At 45.8% G+C, this 22,573-nt stretch carries 24 protein-coding genes and 1 pseudogene; 5 read left to right on the forward strand and 20 right to left on the reverse strand.

Going from position 1 to position 22,573, the window contains the following annotated elements; translation table 11 throughout:
• Positions 1 to 38 precede the first annotated feature (38 nt).
• Genes spoT through gmk form a run of 3 tightly spaced genes read right to left on the reverse strand, consistent with a single transcriptional unit; the run spans position 39 to position 3,117 of the window.
• Positions 39 to 2,141 (reverse strand): bifunctional GTP diphosphokinase/guanosine-3',5'-bis pyrophosphate 3'-pyrophosphohydrolase, encoded by a 2,103-nt coding sequence (gene spoT, locus IEY18_RS10220; protein WP_188920427.1) that lies wholly within the window; start codon positions 2,139 to 2,141, stop codon positions 39 to 41.
• 13 nt (positions 2,142 to 2,154) lie between these two features.
• The gene (gene rpoZ, locus IEY18_RS10225; RefSeq protein ID WP_188920429.1) at positions 2,155 to 2,433 is read right to left on the reverse strand and encodes a DNA-directed RNA polymerase subunit omega; all 279 of its coding nucleotides are present in this window, start codon (positions 2,431 to 2,433) and stop codon (positions 2,155 to 2,157) included.
• A gap of 60 nt (positions 2,434 to 2,493) precedes the next feature.
• Entirely contained in the window at positions 2,494 to 3,117 is a 624-nt protein-coding gene (gmk, locus tag IEY18_RS10230; protein WP_188920431.1) for a guanylate kinase, read from the reverse strand.
• Between the two features lie 256 nt (positions 3,118 to 3,373).
• Between gmk and IEY18_RS10235 the strand changes: the two genes are divergently transcribed.
• The gene (locus IEY18_RS10235; protein ID WP_188920433.1) at positions 3,374 to 4,528 is read left to right on the forward strand and encodes a hypothetical protein; all 1,155 of its coding nucleotides are present in this window, start codon (positions 3,374 to 3,376) and stop codon (positions 4,526 to 4,528) included.
• Between the two features lie 40 nt (positions 4,529 to 4,568).
• Positions 4,569 to 5,702 carry an aminoglycoside phosphotransferase family protein gene (locus tag IEY18_RS10240; protein WP_188920435.1) on the forward strand — a complete coding sequence of 378 codons (1,134 nt, stop codon included), beginning with the start codon at positions 4,569 to 4,571 and terminating at the stop codon, positions 5,700 to 5,702.
• 27 nt (positions 5,703 to 5,729) lie between these two features.
• On the opposite strand, the gene IEY18_RS10245 is transcribed toward IEY18_RS10240, so the two are convergent.
• A complete protein-coding gene (locus IEY18_RS10245; RefSeq protein ID WP_188920437.1) occupies positions 5,730 to 6,455 on the reverse strand; it encodes an SOS response-associated peptidase family protein in 726 nt (241 codons plus the stop codon).
• Positions 6,456 to 6,478: 23 nt separating this feature from the next.
• A complete protein-coding gene (locus IEY18_RS10250; protein ID WP_188920439.1) occupies positions 6,479 to 7,126 on the reverse strand; it encodes a chromophore lyase CpcT/CpeT in 648 nt (215 codons plus the stop codon).
• A gap of 528 nt (positions 7,127 to 7,654) precedes the next feature.
• On the opposite strand from IEY18_RS10250, the gene IEY18_RS10255 reads away from it, so the two are divergent.
• Both IEY18_RS10255 and IEY18_RS10260 read left to right on the forward strand, forming a co-directional pair.
• A complete protein-coding gene (locus tag IEY18_RS10255) occupies positions 7,655 to 8,167 on the forward strand; it encodes a curlin (RefSeq protein ID WP_188920441.1) in 513 nt (170 codons plus the stop codon).
• A 49-nt stretch (positions 8,168 to 8,216) separates the two neighbouring features.
• Positions 8,217 to 9,473 (forward strand): hypothetical protein, encoded by a 1,257-nt coding sequence (locus IEY18_RS10260; RefSeq protein ID WP_188920444.1) that lies wholly within the window; start codon positions 8,217 to 8,219, stop codon positions 9,471 to 9,473.
• A 118-nt stretch (positions 9,474 to 9,591) separates the two neighbouring features.
• Here IEY18_RS10260 and IEY18_RS10265 read toward each other — a convergent pair whose 3' ends face one another.
• The 14 genes from IEY18_RS10265 to IEY18_RS10330 all read right to left on the reverse strand — a co-directional run bounded on the left by IEY18_RS10265 (position 9,592) and on the right by IEY18_RS10330 (position 20,607).
• Entirely contained in the window at positions 9,592 to 10,260 is a 669-nt protein-coding gene (locus tag IEY18_RS10265; protein ID WP_188920445.1) for a response regulator transcription factor, read from the reverse strand.
• A gap of 320 nt (positions 10,261 to 10,580) precedes the next feature.
• Positions 10,581 to 11,384, reverse strand: coding sequence for a CsgG/HfaB family protein (locus IEY18_RS10270; protein WP_188920447.1), 804 nt, complete (start codon positions 11,382 to 11,384; stop codon positions 10,581 to 10,583).
• Positions 11,385 to 11,388: 4 nt separating this feature from the next.
• A complete protein-coding gene (locus tag IEY18_RS10275; protein ID WP_188920449.1) occupies positions 11,389 to 11,778 on the reverse strand; it encodes a curli assembly protein CsgF in 390 nt (129 codons plus the stop codon).
• A gap of 16 nt (positions 11,779 to 11,794) precedes the next feature.
• A complete protein-coding gene (locus tag IEY18_RS10280; RefSeq protein ID WP_188920451.1) occupies positions 11,795 to 12,184 on the reverse strand; it encodes a curli production assembly/transport protein CsgE in 390 nt (129 codons plus the stop codon).
• A gap of 550 nt (positions 12,185 to 12,734) precedes the next feature.
• On the reverse strand, positions 12,735 to 14,459 hold the full coding sequence (locus IEY18_RS10285) for a Na(+)/H(+) antiporter subunit D (RefSeq protein WP_188920453.1): 1,725 nt from the start codon (positions 14,457 to 14,459) through the stop codon (positions 12,735 to 12,737).
• Entirely contained in the window at positions 14,452 to 14,706 is a 255-nt protein-coding gene (locus IEY18_RS10290; protein ID WP_188920455.1) for a hypothetical protein, read from the reverse strand. The genes IEY18_RS10285 and IEY18_RS10290 overlap by 8 nt, the downstream gene beginning before the upstream one ends.
• On the reverse strand, positions 14,706 to 16,220 hold the full coding sequence (locus IEY18_RS10295; protein ID WP_188920458.1) for a monovalent cation/H+ antiporter subunit D family protein: 1,515 nt from the start codon (positions 16,218 to 16,220) through the stop codon (positions 14,706 to 14,708). Before IEY18_RS10295 ends, IEY18_RS10290 begins: the two co-directional genes overlap by 1 nt.
• Positions 16,217 to 17,719: a monovalent cation/H+ antiporter subunit D family protein gene (locus IEY18_RS10300; RefSeq protein WP_188920460.1), complete on the reverse strand. Its 1,503-nt coding sequence runs from the start codon at positions 17,717 to 17,719 to the stop codon at positions 16,217 to 16,219. The genes IEY18_RS10295 and IEY18_RS10300 overlap by 4 nt, the downstream gene beginning before the upstream one ends.
• Entirely contained in the window at positions 17,719 to 18,075 is a 357-nt protein-coding gene (locus IEY18_RS10305) for a cation:proton antiporter subunit C (protein ID WP_188920462.1), read from the reverse strand. Before IEY18_RS10305 ends, IEY18_RS10300 begins: the two co-directional genes overlap by 1 nt.
• On the reverse strand, positions 18,072 to 19,052 hold the full coding sequence (locus IEY18_RS10310; RefSeq protein WP_188920465.1) for a DUF4040 domain-containing protein: 981 nt from the start codon (positions 19,050 to 19,052) through the stop codon (positions 18,072 to 18,074). The genes IEY18_RS10305 and IEY18_RS10310 overlap by 4 nt, the downstream gene beginning before the upstream one ends.
• A complete protein-coding gene (gene mnhG, locus IEY18_RS10315) occupies positions 19,045 to 19,380 on the reverse strand; it encodes a monovalent cation/H(+) antiporter subunit G (RefSeq protein WP_188920466.1) in 336 nt (111 codons plus the stop codon). The genes IEY18_RS10310 and mnhG overlap by 8 nt, the downstream gene beginning before the upstream one ends.
• Before the next feature lie 24 nt (positions 19,381 to 19,404).
• Entirely contained in the window at positions 19,405 to 19,671 is a 267-nt protein-coding gene (locus tag IEY18_RS10320; protein WP_229779817.1) for an MrpF/PhaF family protein, read from the reverse strand.
• Positions 19,668 to 20,144 carry a Na+/H+ antiporter subunit E gene (locus IEY18_RS10325; RefSeq protein WP_188920468.1) on the reverse strand — a complete coding sequence of 159 codons (477 nt, stop codon included), beginning with the start codon at positions 20,142 to 20,144 and terminating at the stop codon, positions 19,668 to 19,670. The genes IEY18_RS10320 and IEY18_RS10325 overlap by 4 nt, the downstream gene beginning before the upstream one ends.
• Positions 20,145 to 20,196: 52 nt before the next feature.
• Entirely contained in the window at positions 20,197 to 20,607 is a 411-nt protein-coding gene (locus IEY18_RS10330; protein ID WP_188920470.1) for a hypothetical protein, read from the reverse strand.
• 642 nt (positions 20,608 to 21,249) lie between these two features.
• On the opposite strand from IEY18_RS10330, the pseudogene IEY18_RS17425 reads away from it, so the two are divergent.
• Positions 21,250 to 21,450: pseudogene (locus IEY18_RS17425) on the forward strand (IS3 family transposase); the annotation flags it as partial.
• Positions 21,451 to 21,543: 93 nt separating this feature from the next.
• Here the strand turns inward: IEY18_RS17425 and IEY18_RS10335 are convergent.
• The gene (locus IEY18_RS10335) at positions 21,544 to 22,407 is read right to left on the reverse strand and encodes a YicC/YloC family endoribonuclease (RefSeq protein WP_188920472.1); all 864 of its coding nucleotides are present in this window, start codon (positions 22,405 to 22,407) and stop codon (positions 21,544 to 21,546) included.
• Between the last annotated feature and the right edge of the window lie 166 nt (positions 22,408 to 22,573).

The raw sequence follows: 22,573 nt of genomic DNA on the forward strand, positions 1-22,573 counted from the left end.
TTTGTCGATTTTTATATTGTATGCTTGGAATTATTTCTTTAGCGGTTACGGGAGGTTCTTAATACCTCGGGTAATACGCGGATACGACGCATTACGTTTGCTAAATGAATTCGATCCGTTACCGAGATGCGCAGGTTAATCATATACACGCGACCATCGCGTTCTTCGGTGCTCAAGTTATGAATGTTTGAGCCCGCAGATGCAACAATAGAAGTGATTTTTGCGAGCGCGCCCTGATGGTTCACCAACTCGACACGCAAATTCGCTTGATATTCGACACCTTCAACATTGTCCCAATGTACTGGGATATATTTATCAGGCTCGCTTTGATAACCGCGGATGTTGGCACAATTCTCCATATGTACCACCAAACCTTTACCTGGGCTGACATGCGCGATAACCGCATCCCCTGGGATCGGGCGGCAACAATTGGCGAAAGTGACAAGCATGCCTTCTGCACCGCGAATCGGCATCAGATTGGATTCTTTATGCTCTCTTGACTCGATTTCATCGCCAAGTAGACGTTTTGCCACCACAATGCTCATGGCATTGCCTAACCCCACGTCAGCAAGAAGTTCATCAAAGCTCTTGTGTTTCGTGGCTTCAATGACCCTGTTAATCTGTTCTTCAGTAATATCTGAAATCTTCTTGGGGTTCAATGCGTGGTTTAGAAGACGTTTGCCTAAACTTATCGCGTCATGGGCGGTCAGGCTTTTTAAGGTCTGACGGATCTTCGCACGGGCTTTACCAGTCACGACAAAGTTCAACCAAGCGGCATTGGGTTTAGCCCCTTTAGTATTAATGATCTCGACGGTTTGGCCTGAGATAAGCGGTTGGCTCAGCGGGTAAGATTGACGGTTAATTCGAGCACCAACACAGGTGTTACCGACGTCTGTATGTACTTCGTAAGCGAAGTCGACTGCAGTTGCACCCACTGGGAGTTCTAAAATGCGACCATCTGGGGTAAACACATAGATTTCTTCGGGGAACAGTTCGGTTTTTACGTTTTCTACAAATTCAAATGAAGTGCTGGCGCTTTGCTGTAATTCAAGCAAACTTTGCATCCACTTACGGGCACGAACTTGCGCAGTGGTTCCACTTGGCTGGCTTCCGCCTTTATAAATCCAGTGCGCAGCAACCCCTTTATCTGCCATCAAATCCATATCTTTGGTACGGATCTGAATTTCAACAGGTACCCCGTGCGGGCCAAATAATGAGGTATGCAAAGATTGATAGCCGTTGGCTTTCGGGATAGCAATATAATCTTTAAAGCGGTTGGGTCTTGGCTTATACAGCCCGTGCATGGCACCCATTACGCGATAGCACATGTCGATGTCTTCAACGATGACACGAAAGGCGTAGATATCCATGACTTCTTGAAACTGGAGCTCTTTACTCTGCATCTTGTTATAGATGGAGAATAAGTTTTTTTCCCGTCCTTTCACACGACCTTCAAACCCCACGTCTTCTAGACGGGTTTTGATGGCGCCTTCAATCCCTTCGATGAGTTCATTACGATTACCGCGAGCAGCCTTAACGACCTCTTTTAAGACACGATGACGCATCGGGTAGTAGGCCTGAAAACCTAAGTCTTCTAGCTCAGTCTTAATATTATGAATACCAAGGCGATTGGCAATGGGGGCATAAATCTCGAGGGTTTCACGGGCGATACGACGACGTTTATCTGGACGCAATGCGCCAAGCGTTCGCATATTATGTGTACGGTCGGCAAGCTTAATGAGGATGACTCGAATATCTTGAGTCATGGCCATCATCATTTTGCGGAAGTTTTCAGCTTGCGCTTCTTTCTTATCGCGGAACTTTAGCTTGTCTAGTTTCGAGACGCCCTCGACTAACTCTGCAACAGACTCACCGAATAATTCGGCTAAGTCTTGCTTCGTGACGTGGGTATCTTCAATGGTGTCGTGCAGCAAAGCAGCCATCAAGGTCTCGTGATCAAGACGCATATCCGACAAAATGCACGCAACCGCAACGGGGTGGGTAATGTAGGGTTCGCCACTTGTTCGCATTTGCCCTTCATGGGCATCTCTTGCGACTCGATAAGCCTGCTTGAGAAGATCAATTTGCTCAGCGTCTAGATACTTGCTGGCGGATTCGTTAAGACTTTCAAACAGGTACAAGTGGCGCTACTCCTTACAGTGAACGGCCTTCAGCTATTGCTGCAACCGCTGCAATTTCAGCAGCTTCGCGTTCACGTACAGTTTGACGCTCATCAGCGTCTAGGGTGTCAGCTGTGACTAAGCCTAGCTCGATTTCACGAAGAGCCAATACAGTTGGCTTATCGTTTTGCTCTTCTACCATTGGGTCTTTACCCTGAACAGCAATTTGGCGAGCACGACGCGCTGCAACCAGGATCATGTCAAAACGGTTGCCGATTTGTTCAACGGCGTCTTCTACAGTTACGCGAGCCATGTGGTAAAACTCCAAAGTTATGGATAGGAAAAAATGACGCAAAATTATACATGAAGGCAACTAATCTGCCAACAGATCGTTAAGCATATCATTGTGGGTGTGGATCTGACTAGCTTGAGTGAGCCTTTGGCTACGAATAATTGCTTTGAAATCAGTCAGCGCACTGTCAAAGTCGTCATTTACAATAACAAACTCATATTCATTATAGTGTGACATTTCAGAGACACACTGTGCCATACGTGAATCAATCACCGCTTGGCTGTCTTGACCGCGGCCAGATAAACGGCTCGCCAACTCTTCGCGAGACGGTGGCAAAATGAAAATGCCAATGGCTTCAGGCATGACGGCTTTGACTTGTTGAGCCCCTTGCCAATCGATATCCAAAAACACATCAATACCGTTGGCGAGTGTTTGCTCAATGACGGTTCTTGACGTGCCATAGTAGTTGCCAAAAACTTCGGCCCATTCGAAAAACGCCCCTTGTTCAATGAGCGCTTTAAACTCGTCGACCGACACAAAATGATAATGTTCAGCATTCACTTCACCGGGACGCATCGCACGGGTGGTGTGTGAAACAGAAACCTGCATATCAGCGGGTTTATCCTGCAATAACGCAGAGATAAGAGAAGACTTACCTGCACCACTGGGTGCCGATACAATAAATAGGTTGCCGCGTGCGGTCATGAGTATATATCCGAGAGTTGTAGTGTCAGCCAGCCCTTCAAGAGCTGTTATTTAGCTTTAGCGAGCCATTATATCGAAACTTGACCAACTCTCGCTAGGGATAATCACAACTTCGATGAAACTCGGTTTATCTAAGATTGATATCACCGAATAGTCACTGACAAAACATGGGAAATTGGTTAGTCTTCAGGTGCATTTATTCCGTGCCGGGCGATTGAGCCTGCGCTTCATTTTGAATTTTGGTAGGTAAGTTATTTTGTTGAAGCCTTTTATATGTATTCAAGGGCATGACTCAAAGGTGCGCTTTGCTGTAGTCGCGCTTGTCGCCCATGTCTTGATCTTTTTGCTGTCTCTTTTTGTTCATGTGGGTGTACTTTTCTTTGTTGCGGCTTTCCTCATTGTTGCCGTTGCACTCTCTGCATGGCGTCGTGCGCAAGATGCCAATGTGAGCCAAACCAAAACCGCAGTGCCTTTGGTGGCAGCCGTTGGTTCACCGGTTTTGTTAGCGTTGCTTGGGGCGCTTGATGCGGCCATTTGGTTACAATTACTTTTTTTAGTGGTTGGCTTGTCGCTCAGTGGATTGCTGGCCATTTTGCCTGCTTCAACGCCGAGGCAGTACGTATTGGGCTATGATGGCCCGGCGAACGAAAATGTTCCGAAAAAGGCGAACAATCGGGCTCCTCGGGAGCGAGTTGAGCCGATTATTGCGCAAGGAGAGTCTTCGCATGTGGGTCACCCCGTCGATGAAAATGCCTCTTCTAAATATACTGAACCATCGATTTTAAACGAGTCCGTGCAGATGCCATCTGAAGCTGAATGTAATGCGGCTTCACAAAGACAGTATGACTCTCGTCAAGCGAACGCCACCCCTGTTTGGCTGCAGCAGGTTTTGTTACACCAAAATAAATTGGCAGCGGGCTGCGTTGGATTATTGTTGATCGCCACGACGATAGGTTTGTGGCCACAACATGCCCAGCCACTTGATTCGGCGCAGCTTGAAGCAAGCACTGAGCAGCAATCTTTACATTTAGAAACGAAACAACAGCGTGCGGTGACTGCTCAAGCAAAGTTACCGGATGGACTGGGTCTGCAACTTCAAGGGCGAGTTCTAGTATTGCACTGGTTAGGAGAAGAAGGGGCTGCTAGTCAATTATGGGATTTAGCTTCAGCCGAAGGCGACAAGAGTTGCGCCTATGCGGAGTTTAATAATGGTAGTCGATATCGCCCGCTTGACGTTGCCCTGACTGAGCAAGGCACGACTGAAGCTCGCTTTAGCCCGCTAGATACCCAAGCCGTGGTTAAAGATGTTGCACTTCGAGGCAATCTAAGAATATGCGGTTATCGCTTCAGCCTAAAAGGCAGCCAAGCGGCTTTGGCCAAAGTGGATGACTTTGCTGCGCTAATTCAGTAGTGCAGTCAATCGGAGTCACAGCGAGCAGGCTAGAGGATATATGGATAGACCGGATTTAAAAGCAATTCGTCAACTTATTTTGCCGCACTATGTCTTAGATAAAAGAGAGCCCCATCCGGGGATTTCAGCAAGCGGTAACGTGAATACCAATGAACAAGCAAGCATACAGCCACTTGGAGATGGTTTGATTAACCAAACCTATTTAGTCTCTCTTGCGCATACTCAAATGGTTTTGCAACGCATCAATTCTCATGTTTTTCCAAACCCCAAGGCCGTTGTGAATAATGCGGTGAAAATTTCACAGCAGTTGCTCGCTTTGCAACAACAAGGCCGTTATCCAATGGTCGTTGTGCAACCCATTGCTACGCGAGCGGGGGAATACTTTGTGACTCACCCACAACTGGGTTTTTGGCGCGCAATGACGTACGTTGCTGAAAGTGACGCATATACTGTCCCGCAGTCCAATGCGCAAATTGCTGCTGCGGCAACGGCTTTTGGTCAATTCTGTGCGGCTTTATCGACATTGGATTCAAGTTGCATCAACGAAGTGATCCCTCACTTTCATCATTTACCTCATCGCTTGCAGCAACTACAAGCAGCTATAGAAAGTGCTGACAATGAACGCTTGAACCGAGCCCGAGACTGGTGTGATTTTGCGCAGTCACAACAAATTTTGCTGGCTGAACTAAAAGCATGTTTAGTTGACTTACCGATGCGGATTTGTCACTACGATACCAAGCTCAATAATATGCTCTTTAAACAATCTCGGAATGAACCCTTAGCCGTAATCGATCTGGATACTTGTATGCCCGGATATCTCATGTACGATTTTGGTGACATGGTGCGCGCTATGTGTGCCAGTAACAAAGAAGATATGCAAAAGTTTGATGATATATTTATCAAGCCCGGTGCTTTTGCCGCTTTAGCACAAGCATATGTTGCAGCACTCCAAGGTGTGATTGTCCCGCGAGAAGTACAAAGTCTTTGGCTCGGCGTAAAGCTGGTTATTCTTGAACTTGCGGTGCGATTTTTAACAGATTACCTCAATGGTGATTTGTATTTTCAAACTGAATATGCGACGCACAATTTAGATCGTGCACGGAATCAATTTACCCTATTCAAAAGTGCCCTCAATCAGCAGCAGACGTTGCAAGCATTGCTGCCAAAGGTATAGCCCCTCCATTGTTCTATTGTTCACTTTTTAAAAAAGTCGACCTTGTTGGTGACTTTGTGATGGTATTTGAGTGTCTCCAAGTTGAAACGGGGAGCCAAGCGGCATAGGCTCACTTGGCTTTGTTATTTCTTGACCAACAAAAGAGTGGCGTAAATTGGGTTGCAACCATGAATCAAAGTTAGATACGGATTGATTTGTAGGCGACAGCCATGCAGCAAGGCTTTGGTTATCGTTTGGTAAAATCATTGGGCTCGCTTTGCTGTGATAAGGCTGCAGGTTTGGCTCGGGCGGTAAAGTAATGATGGAGCAGGAAGTCATGAGCGTGCCAGTATGGGGATGTTGCCATTGCCGAAAAAGCCCCGCAAAAGCGATGGCACAATCTTGTGCGATAAAGTCGAAATAACGTGACTTCCCTTGCTGCTTTTGAGTTTCGCCAAAACCACGGGCTACAACCACGCAACGGCTGTGGCGATAGGGAAGATAACTCGCGCTGCCTTTTTGGTTAAGCTTGTCAAATCGGCTATTAAATGAAGTGTAACGGCTAGGCTTAAACCCTTCGGCGGTGGCGTCTTGTAACAACCACCAATTGGCGGTTTGCAACTGACGAACGCCGTCAACTTCACGCACGATACTGATATCATGGGTGGGCATTTTAAATCGACCAGTTTGCAGCTCAGCTGGATTGCATACTTTCATTTCGCGCATTAAAGCCTGTACAAACCGGTCATCAATTATATTTAGTCGTCCACACATAATGGTTGATTTAAAGATGCAATTTAACGCTTCAAAAACTCGTAGCCAGATTTAACCGCGCCCCAGACTTGTTGATCATCACCGTTCCAACCACGATCCCAACTGACAATTTTGTCTGCCGTGACTGTCACCTCTGAAGTTGCGTAAGTTGCCCCGCGTAATTGACTCAAACAAGACTTTTTATCCGTAGAACCTGAAAAGCTTTGACTGGCTTCGTCCCAAGTTAAAAATACGGTGCAACCCTGCTTTTCAGTTAAATCTTTTGGTGTTAACGATGCAAATGGCGCTTCTTTTTTGTAAGCACCAGCAAAGCTGAGTGGGTTGTCAAAAGTATAGACTTTACTGGCGAATTTGGTCTCTGATAATGCAGTGACTCGATATACCCGTTGACGATATGGCTTATAAAGGTGCGACGCCGCGGCTTGCTCTACATATAGCCATGAGTCGCGGTATTGAGGCCAAATCTGTTTCATATTCAGATGAATATTAAAGAAGTCTTTGTCATCAATGGATTGCTGCTCGCTATTGAAGTGACCTTGCATCCACTGTACCAATAGTGCTTTTTTGCTTTGTAGCGGGGTTGCAGGCTCTTGAGTTTGATCCGCGGCCAACGTTTGGTTTGTCGAAAATAGAGATAGACAGCCGAGTAGAGTAAGCGCTTTTATTTCCAAGGAGATATCCTTCCTATCAACTGATTTAAAAAGTTATTTTAATTATTGCCACACCATAACGGCTTATCTAGCCCCTCTCAAGCGACTCAGCTCCGATCCTGTAAAAAAACACACAAAGAGGGTGTAAATCAGTGCGAGTTGACATACTGACGTTCCTTATAACCTTGCCTAACAAAATTTGAACAAAAGAAAAGCGATATGGTGCTCAGCTTTGACGGGTATTTGCGTAGCTTTTGATTTGTACGCTTATGTGCTAATTCAATTGCACTAGTACAAAAGAGGGGGACGGTCTTTTTTGCGTTAAAATTTATTTAAAAACATACTCTTAACATTCGAAAGCATTGATTGCTTTCAGATGAATATGTAACAAATAAATAGACCTTATTCTGATGGTCTATAGGTGAATAAGTTGTAAATTTGAGTGACCAAAAGATGCGGGTTTTCTATACGCCTTACCAACAAATTGCAGTTTGTCATGGCGGCTTAACCCCATTGTATGTACAAGGAAAAGTGCATAAGGACAGATATATGCAAGTCAAAATCAAAAATTGGTTACGGCTGTTTCCCTATCTTATTACGTCAATTCTGGGCTTACCGTTTTTAACTTGCGCCAGTGATATTCCAATAGAGTTTGAAACAGAGCTTTCTTTGCCCCTGCAACTGTTGTTGGAGCAAGGGCGACACAATAATCAAGCTTATCTTTTGCAATATGGTGCACGAAATAGCGCAGTATTGTTGCAATCTGGTTTGAAAAACCAGTTGGTATCCCAACAACTTGGTCAAGAGAACCAGTTGAGTGTGGCTCAGGTGGGGATGAAAAACCAAGTTAGCCTTACCCAGTGGTCAGCAAAAAACAGTGCCAAAGTGCAGCAATATGGCACAGGTAATCAAGTACGGCTACTTCAAGCCAATCAAGAAAACCAAACCAACATCAGCCAATTTGGCGATGGCAACCAAGTTCGGTTGCAGCAATTTGGTGGCGCTCGCTTTTCGGTGGAGCAGCTATCTGATCACGCAACCATTTTCATAATGCAGTACTAAAAACCTCAACCTTTACATCTAAATATCGGTACCTATTTTGGAGTTGAATATGAAAAATCTAACCAATAAATCGTTACTCGCAATCGCCATTGCCGTTGGCTTATCTTCTACAGCTTTTGCCGATGGCAACTCTGCGCATGTGGAGCAGGTGAGCGCAATGGGCACCGCGACGGAGCAAGTTGCAATTGTTGCTCAAGCTGGTGTCGCTAACAGCGCCCAAGTCACTCAAGTGGGTGAAGCGCAGCGTGTTGATGTTTCACAGCAAGGCCTTTTTTCAAGTTCACAAGTGAATTCTGCTGGCATTGCAAACCGAGTGGCTATTAGCCAAGTTGGCGAATCTAATTTCATTGAAATTGATGTCAGTGGTGTCAATAACCTTTCTGAGACCAGTCAGGATGGCCTATATAACGCAGCGGCATTCTATGTGGAGGGTGAGGGGAACCGTGGCTACATCAAACAAAGTGGTGAAGGTAACTATGCTGTGATGTATGAAGAAGGCTCACCATATAGAAACCAGGGTAATGGTAACGTATTGGATGTGGCGCAGGATGGCCTAGGTAACTATTCGCTGGCGAAGAATATTGTCGGTGATAGCAATAGTTTTGTGGTTACTCAAAGTGGAAGTTTCAACCAAACGGAATTGACCAATCTTGAAGGCAGCGGCAATTATGTTGAGATGACGCAAAATGGCGAAGGCAATATGTCAAGGCTAGATATGGCCGCCGGTGATGCGAATTCATTTAATGTGATGCAAGATGGTGTGGATAACGTAGTAGGTGCGCCAAATGTGGCACTACTAAGAGGTTATGCCAATGATGTAGATGTTTGGCAGGTTGGCGAGGCGAATGGTAATAATTTAGCTGTAATCGGTGATGCCAACAGGGTTGAGAATTATCAAGGTGGCGTAGCTAACCAGGCCAATATTGCGGTAACAGGGTCTGATAACTATGTTGGTGTTGGCCAGTATCGAGAAGGTAGAAACCAAACCAGTGTGGCGGTTTTGGGTGAAAACAACTATGCGATAACGTGGGCTTTTGGCTCAGAAAACCAGGTGGCAATTGGACAGGTTGGTGAGCTTAATATGGTTCAGCTATTGGTCGACGGTGCTAACAACCAGGTAAACTTAGCACAAATGGGTACAGGTAATGGCGTTGATATGTTTGAAGTTGATGGCCGTGATAACTACTTAGAGCTCAGCCAAGTGGGTAACGGTAACATGCTCAATGGCTCGCAAGCGGGCTCATTAAATGCAGCTGTTGTCACTCAAGTTGGTGAGGGCAATGTAGCCACAATTACGCAAAATTAACGACTAGGTTTGAGTAACGAAAAAGGGAGCTGCGGCTCCCTTTTTATTGTTTGGTGTTTGCTCGTTGAGAGCTAGTTTGTGTGCTTTTAATCACTTCAAGTTAAAAATAAACAGGGATTTAGGCAGTGGAGAAGTGACAGTGGTAGTTTTGCGACCACCTGAGAAGTTCGACCCGGTTACGTGACTGGGTTTTACGAAAAATTGAAGAGATATGCGCTTTAACCGTGTGCTCGCTGATGCAAAGGCGGTGGGCGATTTCTTTATTTCTCGCGCCGCTAGAAACCAGCTGAATGATACTGCGCTCTCTTTGGGTTAATGCTTGCCACATACTCAATGTTTCTTGTTGCGAATGGCCGTTGTCAGCATCATTGTTTTGTACTAAACGTTCAAAGGCTCGGCTTATCAATGGTCGTTCAAACCAAAGCTCACCTTCGGCCATTCGTTTCAGGCCTGTCATCAGTAAGTCCATGCCTTGGTCGGTATAGAGCAGCCCTCTTAGTCCAAGCAAAAGTGCCGATTCAGCTTCGATTGATCCTCGCTTGACTTGATATAGGGCAACAGGCGCAATCGCAATCAGTTTTGCAACGACTGTTGGCATGCCTTTATTGTCTAAGGAACCGCCTTGTTGAGGGACTAGAAATATACATTGTTCAGTATGTTGCGTTTGCAACGCATCACTGAGCCGGTTATAAACCTGGGTTTTGAGGCCGATGGACTCGGCGAGGATCGCTAAGTGGCAAGGCGCTGCAATTTCGTGCAGAAAGATGAGTTCTGTTGCTGTTTTCATAAGCTTTCATCCAATCCTTTGTTTGTTAACTTCCTTGCCAAAGATGCCAAGTAACAAACTTAACCTTGTTTGTGGTAATGCTGCTAGGCTGACACAAAAAGGTGACAATTTACTCACTATCTAACCCAATAATTTAGCATTAATGAAAGCAAATTAATCCGTATATAAACAGATGTTAATTTAATACTAGGGCTAGCATGAAAAATGACCCTATGACTGTCAGCGGCTACTTGCGACTGGGCTTTAGCTCGCAGTCGCAAGTGCGCTAGACTTTTCTTCTAGGTATTAATACCTAGGTATTTGTATCTAGGTCTTTATCACTAGGTCTTTGGTTGATTTTGCGGCCCATGTGCTGCGTTTTTTGCAGGTAACCAATAGCCCTGTTCAATCCCCTTGTCGACTAATTCTGCCACCGCCAGCTCAATTGCTTGAAGGACACAGAGCTGCACCGGTTCATTGGTGGTGTAGCCAATTTCAGCTTCTGCCAGACGATTTAAGCTGGTGAAGCGCATTAGCCCAGCTCTTAACTCTTGGGAAAAAATGCGCTTACTTGAAGAAATCGACATCATAACCTTGCCACTATGGACATCAATGGCGCGCAGATACACAGTCACTTGATCCTCGCGGTAACGCTCTGAGGCGCCTATGCCATAGTACTCCAGCCCAGCGCCACCAGTGCCGATATTGGTTTCATAACTGACAATGCCGCCTTCTAGCAGTAATCTAGCATCGGTGAGCGCTGGAATATCACTGCCCTTGGTATTGGTTTTCAGACGATTAATGACCAGTTTTCGCTCTGTGAGCAAGTTTTGCAGCCCTTCTCGTTCGACCGGTACAAACCAGTGAGTATCTAATAGGGTTTGCATCAGCATTGAAGTCGCACCTTGGGTGACTGCGGTTGAAAAAGAGCTCACGTTTTGCTGCGGTTTATATTGTCCAGTTTGATCTCTAAATGAATATACAGCAACAGGGATAGGCATCGCGGGTGCAGGCCTTGCCTGAATGGCTTTCATCGTTTTGCTGACTGGATTGATTTGTGCCGGTGTAATATTAAATTCAGGCTTAGGCACCATGCTACAGCCTGCAAGCAGGGTGATACTAAGGAATACGATAAAGCGCTTCATCGTGTTACCCTCCATACACAGGCATTTCAATCACCGTAATTTCGCCGGTGAGTAAGTTGGTGATAGTAATTACTACGCCATCGCCGACAGTCGCCACTTCAATTCTAAAGTCGCCTGTATCGTATACGCCGTCGGAAATGTCTCCGGTTGCGACACCACGCGTAATCGTATTCATAATATTGCGCTCTAACGATTCTTTAAAACGTGTCACAAAGCTTTTTTCTGAAGTTGCCGAAGTATGGTCGTTCTGTGCATTGGCTTTATTTAACAGAAACGTGCCATTGAGTGGCGAGCCGCCAAAGCTAGGGTTTACCGGCGTATAGATGAGTTCGGTCGCGTTGCTACTTGCCACAATCAAAATGCTGGCAAATAGCATGTAGAGTTTATTTTTCATTGGGTTCGCCTTATTTTTATAGTCCATTTTCTTGCTCTGCAAGCCCAGCCGCGATCGCATTGGCCTGCACTTGGGCCATGTAGTCAATGGTGACTAAAATGGCTTGTTCTGCGCTTTCCTTAATTGGGTTGTTCCGGCGGCCAAAGTGTGTGGCATATATTTGCTGGCCATTAATCGATAAAGTGAGCCTTGTGCCCGCCTGCGGGTATACAGTTTCGGTTAAGGTGACGTTATAGCCTTGGGTGAAAGGTAAATCGCGCCAATAACTGGAATAGTAATAGTTAAAATCTTTACCAAAACGGGTGAGAGTTCTGTCAATGACCAAGCCACTAATTTCAAGCTCGGTATTGGCCATAGTAAGGCTTGAGCTGAAGAAGAGTGCGAGTAAAAATGCTCGATAACGCATATGCTTCCCTGACGATCAATTGTCCTAAACGGAGCCGAAAAATCGAAACGTACTAGCGGCCAGGCTCCCAACTTGCGAGCCTGTGGCTGCCAACTTGTTTTTATATTGATGAATCCTTGATAAAACTTAACAAAAAACATTTCGGTAAAATTGATCATACATAGGGTTAACAGCTTAAAAACATTTAACCCGCCCTTTGTACTAGTACTTTTGGGTAGTCTAACTAAATATCTTTTAATCCAATTGAAAGCGATTATTTGCTAGGGAGGGAGCCGTGCAGCCTGATGAGTTCAAGGCGACGGTTTTGTGGTACTAATTCCGTTGGTGGGTAAGTATGAAGGTAAAGATGTATGTGATTGCATACACAATACCTTCGTGTGTGAAAGGATTTACAAATTCTAGGGCAGGCTTTTACCTTACGATGCAAGGCCTCGCTTTGCAGCTCACGGTGGCGAGCTGCACTAAGCGGCGGTTTCTGCCAAGCTCTTCATACTGAATAGATGGCGACTAGCTCAAGCGTAAGCCTAGCCGCCACGTTCCCATCGTGGGATCAGAGTACATAATAAAGCACGAGGTAAGTTGCCAATAAGACTGCGACCCAGATAACCATGGTTTCTGTTGGCCAAAGTCTAGCCGAATTGCCTTTGGGACGTGCTTCCTCACTATCGTACGATTGATTGATCATCAGCTTGATTGAGGCAATGGCAGATTGCTCAACTGTGCTGTACGCGTTGAACATTGTTGCCGCAACCCTTTTGATGATGTTTGGCATAAATCGACGATAAATCCAATCCGCATCGAGGTTTGTAGACGGAAGCTCCGGCGGATACATATGTCGTAAATTGAGCCAAACAAAAGCAAGTGCCGAGAAAAATAGTAGCTGTAGCTGCGTGAGCACATGAGTGAGATCATAGGGTTGATAACTTGCATCCCAAGGTAGTAAGGCATATACCGTGTATTGGGGGAAGGTCCCGATGGTGACACAGGCTAAGGCCGCTAAAGTCATGGCGATGAGCATATTCTTTGGCGGTTCAGTGGTGCGTATCCCAGAGTCATGGGCGAAAAAGGCAAAGTATGGAATCTTAATCCCCGCATGGTGGAAAACACCCGCCGCTGCAAATAATAAGAGTAGCCAGACAATGTCGTAACCTTCCGCAACCGCTGCACTCATAATCATGGACTTGGATACAAAGCCACTAAATAGTGGGAACGCGGAAATGGATGCTGCGCCGACGATACACAAAATTGTGGTTTTGGGCATGCTCTTATATAGCCCGCCAAGTTCAGAACCATTGATCTTGCCAGTCATATGCAGCACGGCACCCATGGTCATCATTAACAAGCCTTTAAAGATGACGTCATTAAAGGCGTGAGCCACAGCACCATTGAGCGCGACCGATGTGCCGATGCCGATGCCGACGACCATAAAGCCAATCTGGTTAATCATACTGTAAGCCAGTACTCGCCTAAGATCGTTCTCGATAACCGCGAAGAAGATCGGGAAGCAGGCCATGGTGACACCAATCCAAACCAATAATTCAGTCCCCGGAAAGCCACGAGCCAGTGCATAAACAGCCACTTTAGTGGTAAAGGAGGCAAGAAAAATTGTACCGGTTGGGGTGGCTTCAGGATAGGAGTCTGTGAGCCAGTTGTGGGCAAAGGGGAAAGCACATTTGATCCCGAATGCGATGAAAATTAACCAAGCGCTGAGTTGAGCGAGTCCTTGGTTTTCTAGACCGATCTCATTAAAAAGCAAGCTATTATTGAGCTTGGCATAAATTAATAATCCGGCGAGTAATATAACTCCCGAGAGGACTTGAATAATCAAATAGCGAATGCCGGAGGAGTATGCCTTCTTCGTTCTTCGCGCCCAAATTAGGAAGACTGAAGTGAGCGCCAATAGCTCCCAAAATATAAATAGTGTCAGTAGATCACCGGCAAACACAGCACCGACCGCACTGGCGGCATAGGCTAAGCTTGCGACGTGTTGTACGCTATCTTTGACATGAAGTGCATAAATGATGGCGATAAATGAGGCGATGTGGAACAGATAGCCAAACATTAAACTGAGTTTGTCTATACGTACCGGTTGCAACTCGTATCCCATAAATTCAAGCGACCAGAATATGCCGGAATCTAATCCGTAAAGATTCAGAGCGCCCACTAATGGTGTGAGTACCATGATGGTATTTCGAAGTTGCCCGCGTAATAACAGCGCGAATATTGCGCCAATTAATAATGGCAGAAATGGTGGTAGCATGAGCAGGCTATTCATCGTAATAGTCTTCCCCTCGCATTAGGAATTTACGCATCTCTTTAGCTATGAGTACTAATACGACGCAGCCAATAAAACCATATATGGCGTAAAAAGCAGGGATATTCTCCCAGTCATGGTAGATGTGTCGATGTACGACAAAGTCAACGATAACTAATAGCGCGCAAATGACATAAAAGACACGCAATAGTTTTTGAATATTCTCAGGCTTATCGAAGAAGGCTGATGAATTCTCTTGTTCGGCCATTATCTTCCTCCATCTAATTGGGTTGAAATACCTGGGATTAAATTGATGAGATCTAACAAGGGCTGCGGATAGAAAAATAACGCTAAACAGCCCATTGATGTGATGGTTAAGGCAAGCAGCATCGGCAGAGGGGCTTCCTTAATATCATGCTTGTCCCAAGGTGTGTTTTGTCCTTCCTGTGGGTAGAAGAAGGCTTTAACTGGTATTGGTAAGAGATAGGCGATATTCAGAAGCGAACTAATCATTAGTACGGCTACGATAAAGAGTTTATCTGCTTCTAACGCACCTAATACGAGATACCATTTGCTCCAAGTGCCCGCCATTGGCGGTAAGCCAATGATGCTAATAGCACCAATGGCGAACGCCGTCATAGTAATCGGCATTTGTCGACCGAGCCCGACCATGTCGCTGATGTTCTTTTTGTGGCTAGCAACCATAATGGCGCCAGCACAAAAGAACAGGGTGATTTTGCCAACAGCATGGGTTGCGATATGCATGGCCGCCCCTGCACTTGCAATTGACGTGGCTAATAGGGCTCCGACGACAATATAGCTAAGCTGACTGACCGTGGAATAAGCCAGCCTTGCTTTTAAATTGTCTTTTGTCATGGCGATACACGAAGAGAGAAGCACTGTCGTGGCGCCGATATAGAGCATGACATCCGTGGTACTGAGCTCTTTCAGCATATCGAGGCCAAAGATGTAAATCATGACCTTCAAAATACTAAATACGCCAGCTTTTACGACGGCAACGGCGTGCAGCAATGCACTCACGGGGGTGGGTGCGACCATCGCTGCAGGTAGCCAGCGGTGGAATGGCATGATTGCCGCTTTACCAATACCATAACAAAACAGCACTAATAGACAGCTCAATACCAACTTGCTATGGCTCGCATCAAAGATGCCGCCCGCTTTGAAGTCCAAAGTACCCGTCAGGCTGTATGTTCCTAAAATGGCAAAGAGTAAGAAAGCGACAGAGGTGCCCAACAAGATACCAAGGTAGATGCGCCCACCTTTTTTGGCCGCATCGTTGCCAGCATGCGTGACCAAAGGATAGGTCGACAATGTCAGCACTTCGTAGAAGATAAAGAGGGTGAGTAAGTTGTCTGAGAAACAAATCGCCATCACCGAGCTGATTGCTAAAGCAAAGCAGCAGAAGAAGCGGGTTTGATTCTTTTCATTGTGGCCTCGCATATAGCCGATGGCATATATGGTGGTGATAATCCACAAGAAACTCGCCACTAAGGCAAATAACACGCCCAAAGGTTCGACCGAAAAGCTAATGGTGAGCTGTGGGAAGACTTCAATCAGATCAAGACGCTGCCCTACGCCACTAAAGGTGAGGTCGGTAATTGCTAACACAATAGTAAACAGCAACGCTGCGATTGCTAAAGTGCTGGCTTCACGCAAATTGGGTGATTTGCCTGTCGCAATGACCAATATCGCACCGATAAACGGAATACAAATAGATAGTGCAATTAAAGTTGCTGGTTCAAAACCTTGCCAAATATTCATGGCTTCACCTCCATGACTTGACCATTTTGAAACAGGAGCTCGGCAGCATGTTGTGCGGCTTCAGTGGTAAAGCTGGTATCAATGCCAAAATAGATATTGGCAATGACCAATATCCACATGGGGATTAGCATGGACAGAGGTGCTTCACTGATTTTGGCAACATTGGCTTCATCGGGCTCTTGGAAGTAGGCGGCCTCGAGAATTCGGCCGATATAAACCACCGCAAGCAATGATCCCCCTAATACCGCGGCTGCAATAAACCAATGGCTTTGCTCAAGTGCAGCCGTGACCAGATACCACTTGCTGATAAAACCAACCGTAAGTGGTACACCGATGATGCTTAATCCGGCAAGGGTAAATGCCGCCATTGTCAGTGGCATCCGTTTACCTAGGCCCTTAAATGCGCTGATATCTGCAGAGCCGAGGCGATAGAATACTGCGCCAACCGCCATAAACAGGGCGCCTTTCATCAATGCATGGTTAAAGATATGCAATAAGCCAGACATTAGGCCGGTGACATTAACTAGGCTGATCCCCAGTACCATATAACCGATTTGCGCCACGCTACTATAAGCCAATGTTGACTTCACATTTTTCTGCATTGCAGCAGTATATGAACATTTGAAAATAGCAATGATGGCAAACAGCATCAGAATGGTTTCCATCCCCATACTGTGGAACACATAACTGGCACCGAAGATGGTGAAGATAAAGCGCACCATGACATAAACCGCAACCTTTGTAGCGGTACTGGCTAAGAATGCTGTGACCGCAGAAGGTGCATGGGTATATGCTGGAGGGAGCCACATATGGAGCGGGAACAGTGCCAGCTTGATGCTCACACCAACAATAATAAAGGCAAGGCCAGTATTAATGGTGCGGCTGCTATCGTACAGGTCAATACGTGTTGCCAAATCCAGCATATTGAGGGTGCCGGTTTTCATATACAGCAAACCCACACCAATCAAGATAAAGGTGGCACCAATTGTCCCCATCACTAGGTAGCGAAATGCCGCAGTTAAGCAGCGTTTATCCCTGGCTAAACTCACCAAGGTATAAGTGGCTAGAGATGAAATTTCTAAAAATACGAACAGGTTAAAGGCATCGCCGGTAATTAAAATCCCGGATAAGCCAGCCAAACAGAGTAAATGCGCTGTGTAAAACAACGCATGTTTAGAGCAGTCTATCTCCTTGACAATGCTGTCTTTAGAAAAGAGCAGCACTAAGGTTGAAATGGCTGTCACAGCAACCAACACAAAAGCGTTGGCGGTGTCGATACGTAATTCGATTCCCCAGGGCGCTTGCCATCCTCCGACTGCGTAGCTAATGACACCAGTGGTTAATACTGTGTCTAGCAACTGCAGGGAAATAATACTGGCACAACCACTGACAAGGGTTGCCAGTATCCAGATTGGCATAGTTCGGCCCAATATTATGGCTAAGGGCGCTGCAATTAATGGCAGAATAATAGGGAGTGCCGCTAAGTTTTGCTCAAGCATTAGATTGCATCATCCTCATGTTCAAATTCATTTTCTTCGACGGTTCCGTAAGCACGCTTAATTCGAATAATTAGTGAGAGTCCAACCGCAGTTGTGGCAACACCAACAACAATCGCGGTGAGGATCAACACGTGGGGGAGCGGATTCGAATAGAGCGTGTTGTCATCGACTACAATAGGGGCGGTGCCGCCGGCGACCTTACCCATAGAGATGTACATCATAAAAACTGAGGTTTGAAAAATATTAAGTCCAACAACTTTTTTGACCAAGTTGTTCGCGGAAATGACGATGTAGAATCCTGTCATCATAAGGAAGACAACGATCCAATAGTTGTAATAATCGAGAATTAAATTCATTGGATATTTGACCTCTCCGTTTGGCTGGCAAAGGCGTAAAAAATGGTAAGCATCACAGCAAAAACCGTAATGCCAACGCCGAGCTCAATGATGAGAATGCCGTAATGTTGGCCAGCGACTGGATCTGATGCGAGCAGGTTGTAATCTAGGAAGTTGCCCCCTTGCATCATGCTAAACAGGCCAACACCTGCGTACAGCAAGACGCCGCTTGCGGCCATATAGCGCAGGAACATTGGGCTGATCACAGCCATGGATTTGGCCAGGCCAAATACAAGCCCGTACAAAATGAACGCTGCTGCTGCAATTACCCCGGCCTGAAAGCCACCTCCGGGGCCAAAGTCACCATGGAATTGCACATACAGGGCAAACAGAATCACCAGTGGAATGGTGATTTTGGCGACAATTTGCAACACGCGGTGCTCTTTAAAGCCCGACTCTGGTGTGTTGTTGTCTTCTTCGCGTCGAATACCAAGCAGTGCTAATACCCCAATGGCAGCAGAAAATACTACGACTGTCTCACCTAAGGTATCGAAGCCCCGATAACTCGCAAGCACAGAAGTCACCATATTGGGTAAGCCCACTTCTTTTGGGGAGTCCTCAATATATCTTGGTGCAACATGCTGGTGGATTGGGTTGTCTGGGTTGCCAAATGGCGGCATATCTAACGTGCCGTATATCAGCGCTGCACCTGTCACGCTAACGACCAAAATAGGCAAAAGCTTAGAGTGGGTATTTTCTTTCTCGGTACGCCCTGTCAGTGCCAATGTGCCAAGCATTAATACCGTAGAAATACCGGCGCCAACAGCAGCCTCGGTAAAGGCAACGTCGACGGCATCAAGAACAATAAATACGAGGGCTGATAAGAAACTATAGATACCAAACAGCATCACCACAGCAAACAAATCCTTCAGGAATATCACTCGCAGCGCGGTGAGGGCTAACATCCCGAGTAATATTAAATCAATCCATTCAATCATCTTGGTTGGTACCCCCTTGCTTGGTTGGCTTTTCGGTGAACAAAAGCAGGCCACCGTGTCGGGCTGATTTTGCCAGTGCATGGGATGCAGTTGGGCTGGTGATTAACAAAAACACTAAGATAAATATTAGCTTAGCTGTATTTAAATCAAATGAAGTTTGCAGTAGCAATCCAGCGATCATCAATATTGCAGCGATGGAGTCAGTTAAACTGGCAGCGTGAACGCGGGTAAAAAAGTCAGGAAACCTGAATAGACCCACGGCGCCGGAAAACGCAAAAAAGGTTCCGGCAAACAGCAACAGGCTACTGATAATATCTAAAAAATTCATGGTATATCCGTTTATCCGTTGGCGTTATTCAATCGGGGCTGTGTACTCAAAGTATCGAAGTACAGCGACCATGCCGACAAAGTTAATCAAGGCATAGACAATCGCGATATCGAGAAAGTCAGGTCTGCCCATGAGGTAGCCAATCACGGCAATAAATAGCACGGTTTTGGTACCAAACATATTGACGCCTAAAATACGGTCATAAACCGTGGGGGCGGTAAACGCTCGAGTCAGTGCCATTGCCATGACAACTAAAATGGCGATGGCGGCAGCAGCAAAAATGGTCGTCATGTGCTTTTCTCCCATATTTGTGCAACCCGGTTTTTCATATCTTCCTGCTCCAGCTCTTCAATTGAAGGGTGTTGCAAGGCGTGGACGGTAATTTGGTCATCTTCTAGATCGACACTAATGGTACCGGGGGTCAGCGTGATGGAGTTGGCATACAGCACTCGCGCTGACTCTGGCATATCCTTAACGTCAATTTTTGCCACAGTGGGTGAGACTTTTTCTGGAGAGGTCCAGATAAGCTTGGTGACTTGCATGCTCGATTTGAATATTTCACCAACCAGCCAGATGCAATAATGCATCAGCTGATGATCTTTTCTGACGAGATTTTGTTGAGTGTCGACTGCATCCATTCGTTTAATGACGATGAGTACAATTGCGACAGATAAGGCGCCGAAACTCAAAAGTAGTGGTTGAATGAAGCCCGAAAGCAGCAACCAATACACAATGAGAAGAATCGCCCATTTACTAATACGCATGTAAAGAAGCCCTGATTTTTAAATCTATTGAATATAAAGTTTACTTAGACGTTTAAGTCTTGCACGGGTACATCGTTTTCAGCGCCTGAAGTAATCCTCGTTGTAACGGAAGATTTTCGTCGCGGCTGGATAGCACGTCATCGACATCTACCTCATCTGGCAAGCAGAGGTTGTAGGAGCGTCGAATCGAATTGCTCATGATGTTGGTACCCGCCCTGGTTCTTAGGGCGCGTTTTTCAAATGAAGAAAATTCACCGCCATAAGCATTCGGGCTAAGTTGAAGTAATGCATCTAAGTAACCCCGAACATATTCAGTACATTCAGCATTGGGGCTGTAGCTTGCTTTGCAATAGGGACTGCTACCTTCGGTAAACTGACCCGCACTTGCGATTGACGAAAGTGAGAGCAGCAGCATTGCGCTTACCGGCTTGATAAGCTGGCAACTAAACTTGTGGTTGGTCATTCTTAAAACTCCTGTTCCTGTAATTGCTTTTTTAGTAACCGGCTTACAAGGATTTCAAGTAAATGTAACTGTAATGTTGGCTAATTTTTATGTTAGTTACCCCTTCGAATATAGGGAGGTATTAGACATTGGTCAAATGGATCTCGGTCATAATTGCATTAGATTTCTTCAGCTTGTCGCGGTTAAGTTTTCCCTAAATGTGATATAGATCGGATCTGGGTTATGCGATTTTGCATGGGTAAATTTAATTTTAGAGTCATCGATATTGCTTGATTAGTATTTACTTAGTTTTTTGCGGGGTGCATAGCGGCTGGGGTTTGGGGTTTTTGATGATTAAATTGAGAAAATAATTTGCGAATAATGCATAGGCTAAACACTGAATTAGTCATTGCTAAAAAGGTTCGCTTTTGTTCATTTTATGTGACTTACGTCGGGCTGTGATCTGTTTGGCAAATTGTTAAAAAAATAGAGAGGATCTTCTGCCGCTTAGTGCTTATTGTGATGCAGGTAACAAAGTGATTTGGCTAAAAAAAGCGCAATTCTAGCAGGGTGGCAGATCACCTCCATAGGTGAGCGCTTCAATAAATTTGAATCTTGGTGTGTGGTAAGGATTGTGAGTGTTTGCAGAGTTTTTACGTTCTGGATTTTTTCCAGTACCAGAATCGAGAACGAATGAATCGGAAAATAGATAAGGCAAGAGAAGCTGCCCATATCGGTGTGTTTAATTATATTGAGAAGTTTTATAGCTGACCCAAGCGGCAACTTAGCTCCATTCATGGACTATCACCGTTAGAGTATGAACGTCAGTATTTTAATGAGGCGAAAAGCCGTCTAGTGAAATAGGGCAATTCAAAGTGACGGGGATTAAAAGCCTCAAAGTTGAGGCTTTAGATGGCGTTATATGGCTTTTAGTGTTCTAGCATTGCCGCATATCAATTACTCAACGTTCTGGATCTGCTCGCGCATTTGCTCAATCAAGACTTTGAGTTCTACAGCGGCGGCAGTGACATCGGCGCTGATTGATTTCGACGCTAAGGTGTTGGACTCGCGGTTAAACTCTTGCATCATAAAGTCGAGACGTCGGCCCTGCGCGCCTCCTTTTTTGAGGATTCGGCGAGTTTCAGCGACGTGCGCATCTAATCGGTCCATCTCTTCTGCTACGTCCATCTTTTGTGCGAGGATGACCATTTCTTGTTCTAGGCGTGCTGGATCAAGATCTTCTTTGATTTCAGCTAGACGATTTGCCAGTTTTTCTCGTTGCCATTGCATCACTTCTGGCATGCGATGACGTACGATTTCAACTTGTGCAACAATGGCATCAAGGCGCGTTTGTAGCATGGTATTGATCGCTTCACCTTCACGGCCTCGGGCTTCGATAAATTGATCGATGGCACTATCGAATGCTGTCAGTAATTCTTTGCCAAGTGCATCCATATCTTGCTCTGAACTATTCATAACGCCAGGCCAGCGGAGGACTTCAACGAGGTTCAACTCGCCCTGTCCGGCCTCTTGTTTTAACCAGTTGGCTGCGTTGAGTAGTTGTCTCGCTAGATCTTGGTTCAGCTGCATTTCGTTGCTGTTATCTTCACGAAGATCGTAACGTAAGTTTACTTCTACTTTGCCGCGATTCAGTCGCTTGCGTAGGCGATCTCGAAGTGCCGGTTCAAGGCTTCGGAAGTGCTCAGGCAGACGAAGGTAGGTTTCAAGGTATCGTTGGTTAACTGAACGAATTTCCCATGAGGCGGTGCCCCAATCTGCTTTGTGCTCAATACGAGCGTAGGCGGTCATGCTTTGGATCATGCGTGCTTCCGAGTGCGAGTAGAATAGGCAGAGATTATATACTGAAGCGCTTTTTATCACCTAATGCTTCTTGGTGCGTTGAGGATATTTGTTGCCTCTTGTGTGGCGCCGGTTGCGGTGAGTCTTTATAATGTGCATCCAAACAATTTACTCAAGCTGTGAAAGC

Origin of the sequence: Shewanella gelidii (genome assembly GCF_014647855.1) — a bacterium.
GTDB lineage: Bacteria > Pseudomonadota > Gammaproteobacteria > Enterobacterales > Shewanellaceae > Shewanella > Shewanella gelidii.

Excerpts from the sequence above, each read along its gene's own strand:
- rpoZ (WP_188920429.1), bottom strand. The coding sequence starts at position 2,433 with ATGGCTCGCGTAACTGTAGAAGACGCCGTTGAACAAATCGGCAACCGT.
- gmk (WP_188920431.1), bottom strand. The coding sequence starts at position 3,117 with ATGACCGCACGCGGCAACCTATTTATTGTATCGGCACCCAGTGGTGCA.
- IEY18_RS10240 (WP_188920435.1), top strand. The coding sequence starts at position 4,569 with ATGGATAGACCGGATTTAAAAGCAATTCGTCAACTTATTTTGCCGCAC.
- IEY18_RS10245 (WP_188920437.1), bottom strand. The coding sequence starts at position 6,455 with ATGTGTGGACGACTAAATATAATTGATGACCGGTTTGTACAGGCTTTA.
- IEY18_RS10255 (WP_188920441.1), top strand. The coding sequence starts at position 7,655 with ATGCAAGTCAAAATCAAAAATTGGTTACGGCTGTTTCCCTATCTTATT.
- IEY18_RS10260 (WP_188920444.1), top strand. The coding sequence starts at position 8,217 with ATGAAAAATCTAACCAATAAATCGTTACTCGCAATCGCCATTGCCGTT.
- IEY18_RS10265 (WP_188920445.1), bottom strand. The coding sequence starts at position 10,260 with ATGAAAACAGCAACAGAACTCATCTTTCTGCACGAAATTGCAGCGCCT.
- IEY18_RS10270 (WP_188920447.1), bottom strand. The coding sequence starts at position 11,384 with ATGAAGCGCTTTATCGTATTCCTTAGTATCACCCTGCTTGCAGGCTGT.
- IEY18_RS10275 (WP_188920449.1), bottom strand. The coding sequence starts at position 11,778 with ATGAAAAATAAACTCTACATGCTATTTGCCAGCATTTTGATTGTGGCA.
- IEY18_RS10280 (WP_188920451.1), bottom strand. The coding sequence starts at position 12,184 with ATGCGTTATCGAGCATTTTTACTCGCACTCTTCTTCAGCTCAAGCCTT.
- IEY18_RS10285 (WP_188920453.1), bottom strand. The coding sequence starts at position 14,459 with ATGAATAGCCTGCTCATGCTACCACCATTTCTGCCATTATTAATTGGC.
- IEY18_RS10290 (WP_188920455.1), bottom strand. The coding sequence starts at position 14,706 with ATGGCCGAACAAGAGAATTCATCAGCCTTCTTCGATAAGCCTGAGAAT.
- IEY18_RS10295 (WP_188920458.1), bottom strand. The coding sequence starts at position 16,220 with ATGAATATTTGGCAAGGTTTTGAACCAGCAACTTTAATTGCACTATCT.
- IEY18_RS10300 (WP_188920460.1), bottom strand. The coding sequence starts at position 17,719 with ATGCTTGAGCAAAACTTAGCGGCACTCCCTATTATTCTGCCATTAATT.
- IEY18_RS10305 (WP_188920462.1), bottom strand. The coding sequence starts at position 18,075 with ATGAATTTAATTCTCGATTATTACAACTATTGGATCGTTGTCTTCCTT.
- IEY18_RS10310 (WP_188920465.1), bottom strand. The coding sequence starts at position 19,052 with ATGATTGAATGGATTGATTTAATATTACTCGGGATGTTAGCCCTCACC.
- mnhG (WP_188920466.1), bottom strand. The coding sequence starts at position 19,380 with ATGAATTTTTTAGATATTATCAGTAGCCTGTTGCTGTTTGCCGGAACC.
- IEY18_RS10320 (WP_229779817.1), bottom strand. The coding sequence starts at position 19,671 with ATGACGACCATTTTTGCTGCTGCCGCCATCGCCATTTTAGTTGTCATG.
- IEY18_RS10325 (WP_188920468.1), bottom strand. The coding sequence starts at position 20,144 with ATGCGTATTAGTAAATGGGCGATTCTTCTCATTGTGTATTGGTTGCTG.
- IEY18_RS10330 (WP_188920470.1), bottom strand. The coding sequence starts at position 20,607 with ATGACCAACCACAAGTTTAGTTGCCAGCTTATCAAGCCGGTAAGCGCA.
- IEY18_RS10335 (WP_188920472.1), bottom strand. The coding sequence starts at position 22,407 with ATGATCCAAAGCATGACCGCCTACGCTCGTATTGAGCACAAAGCAGAT.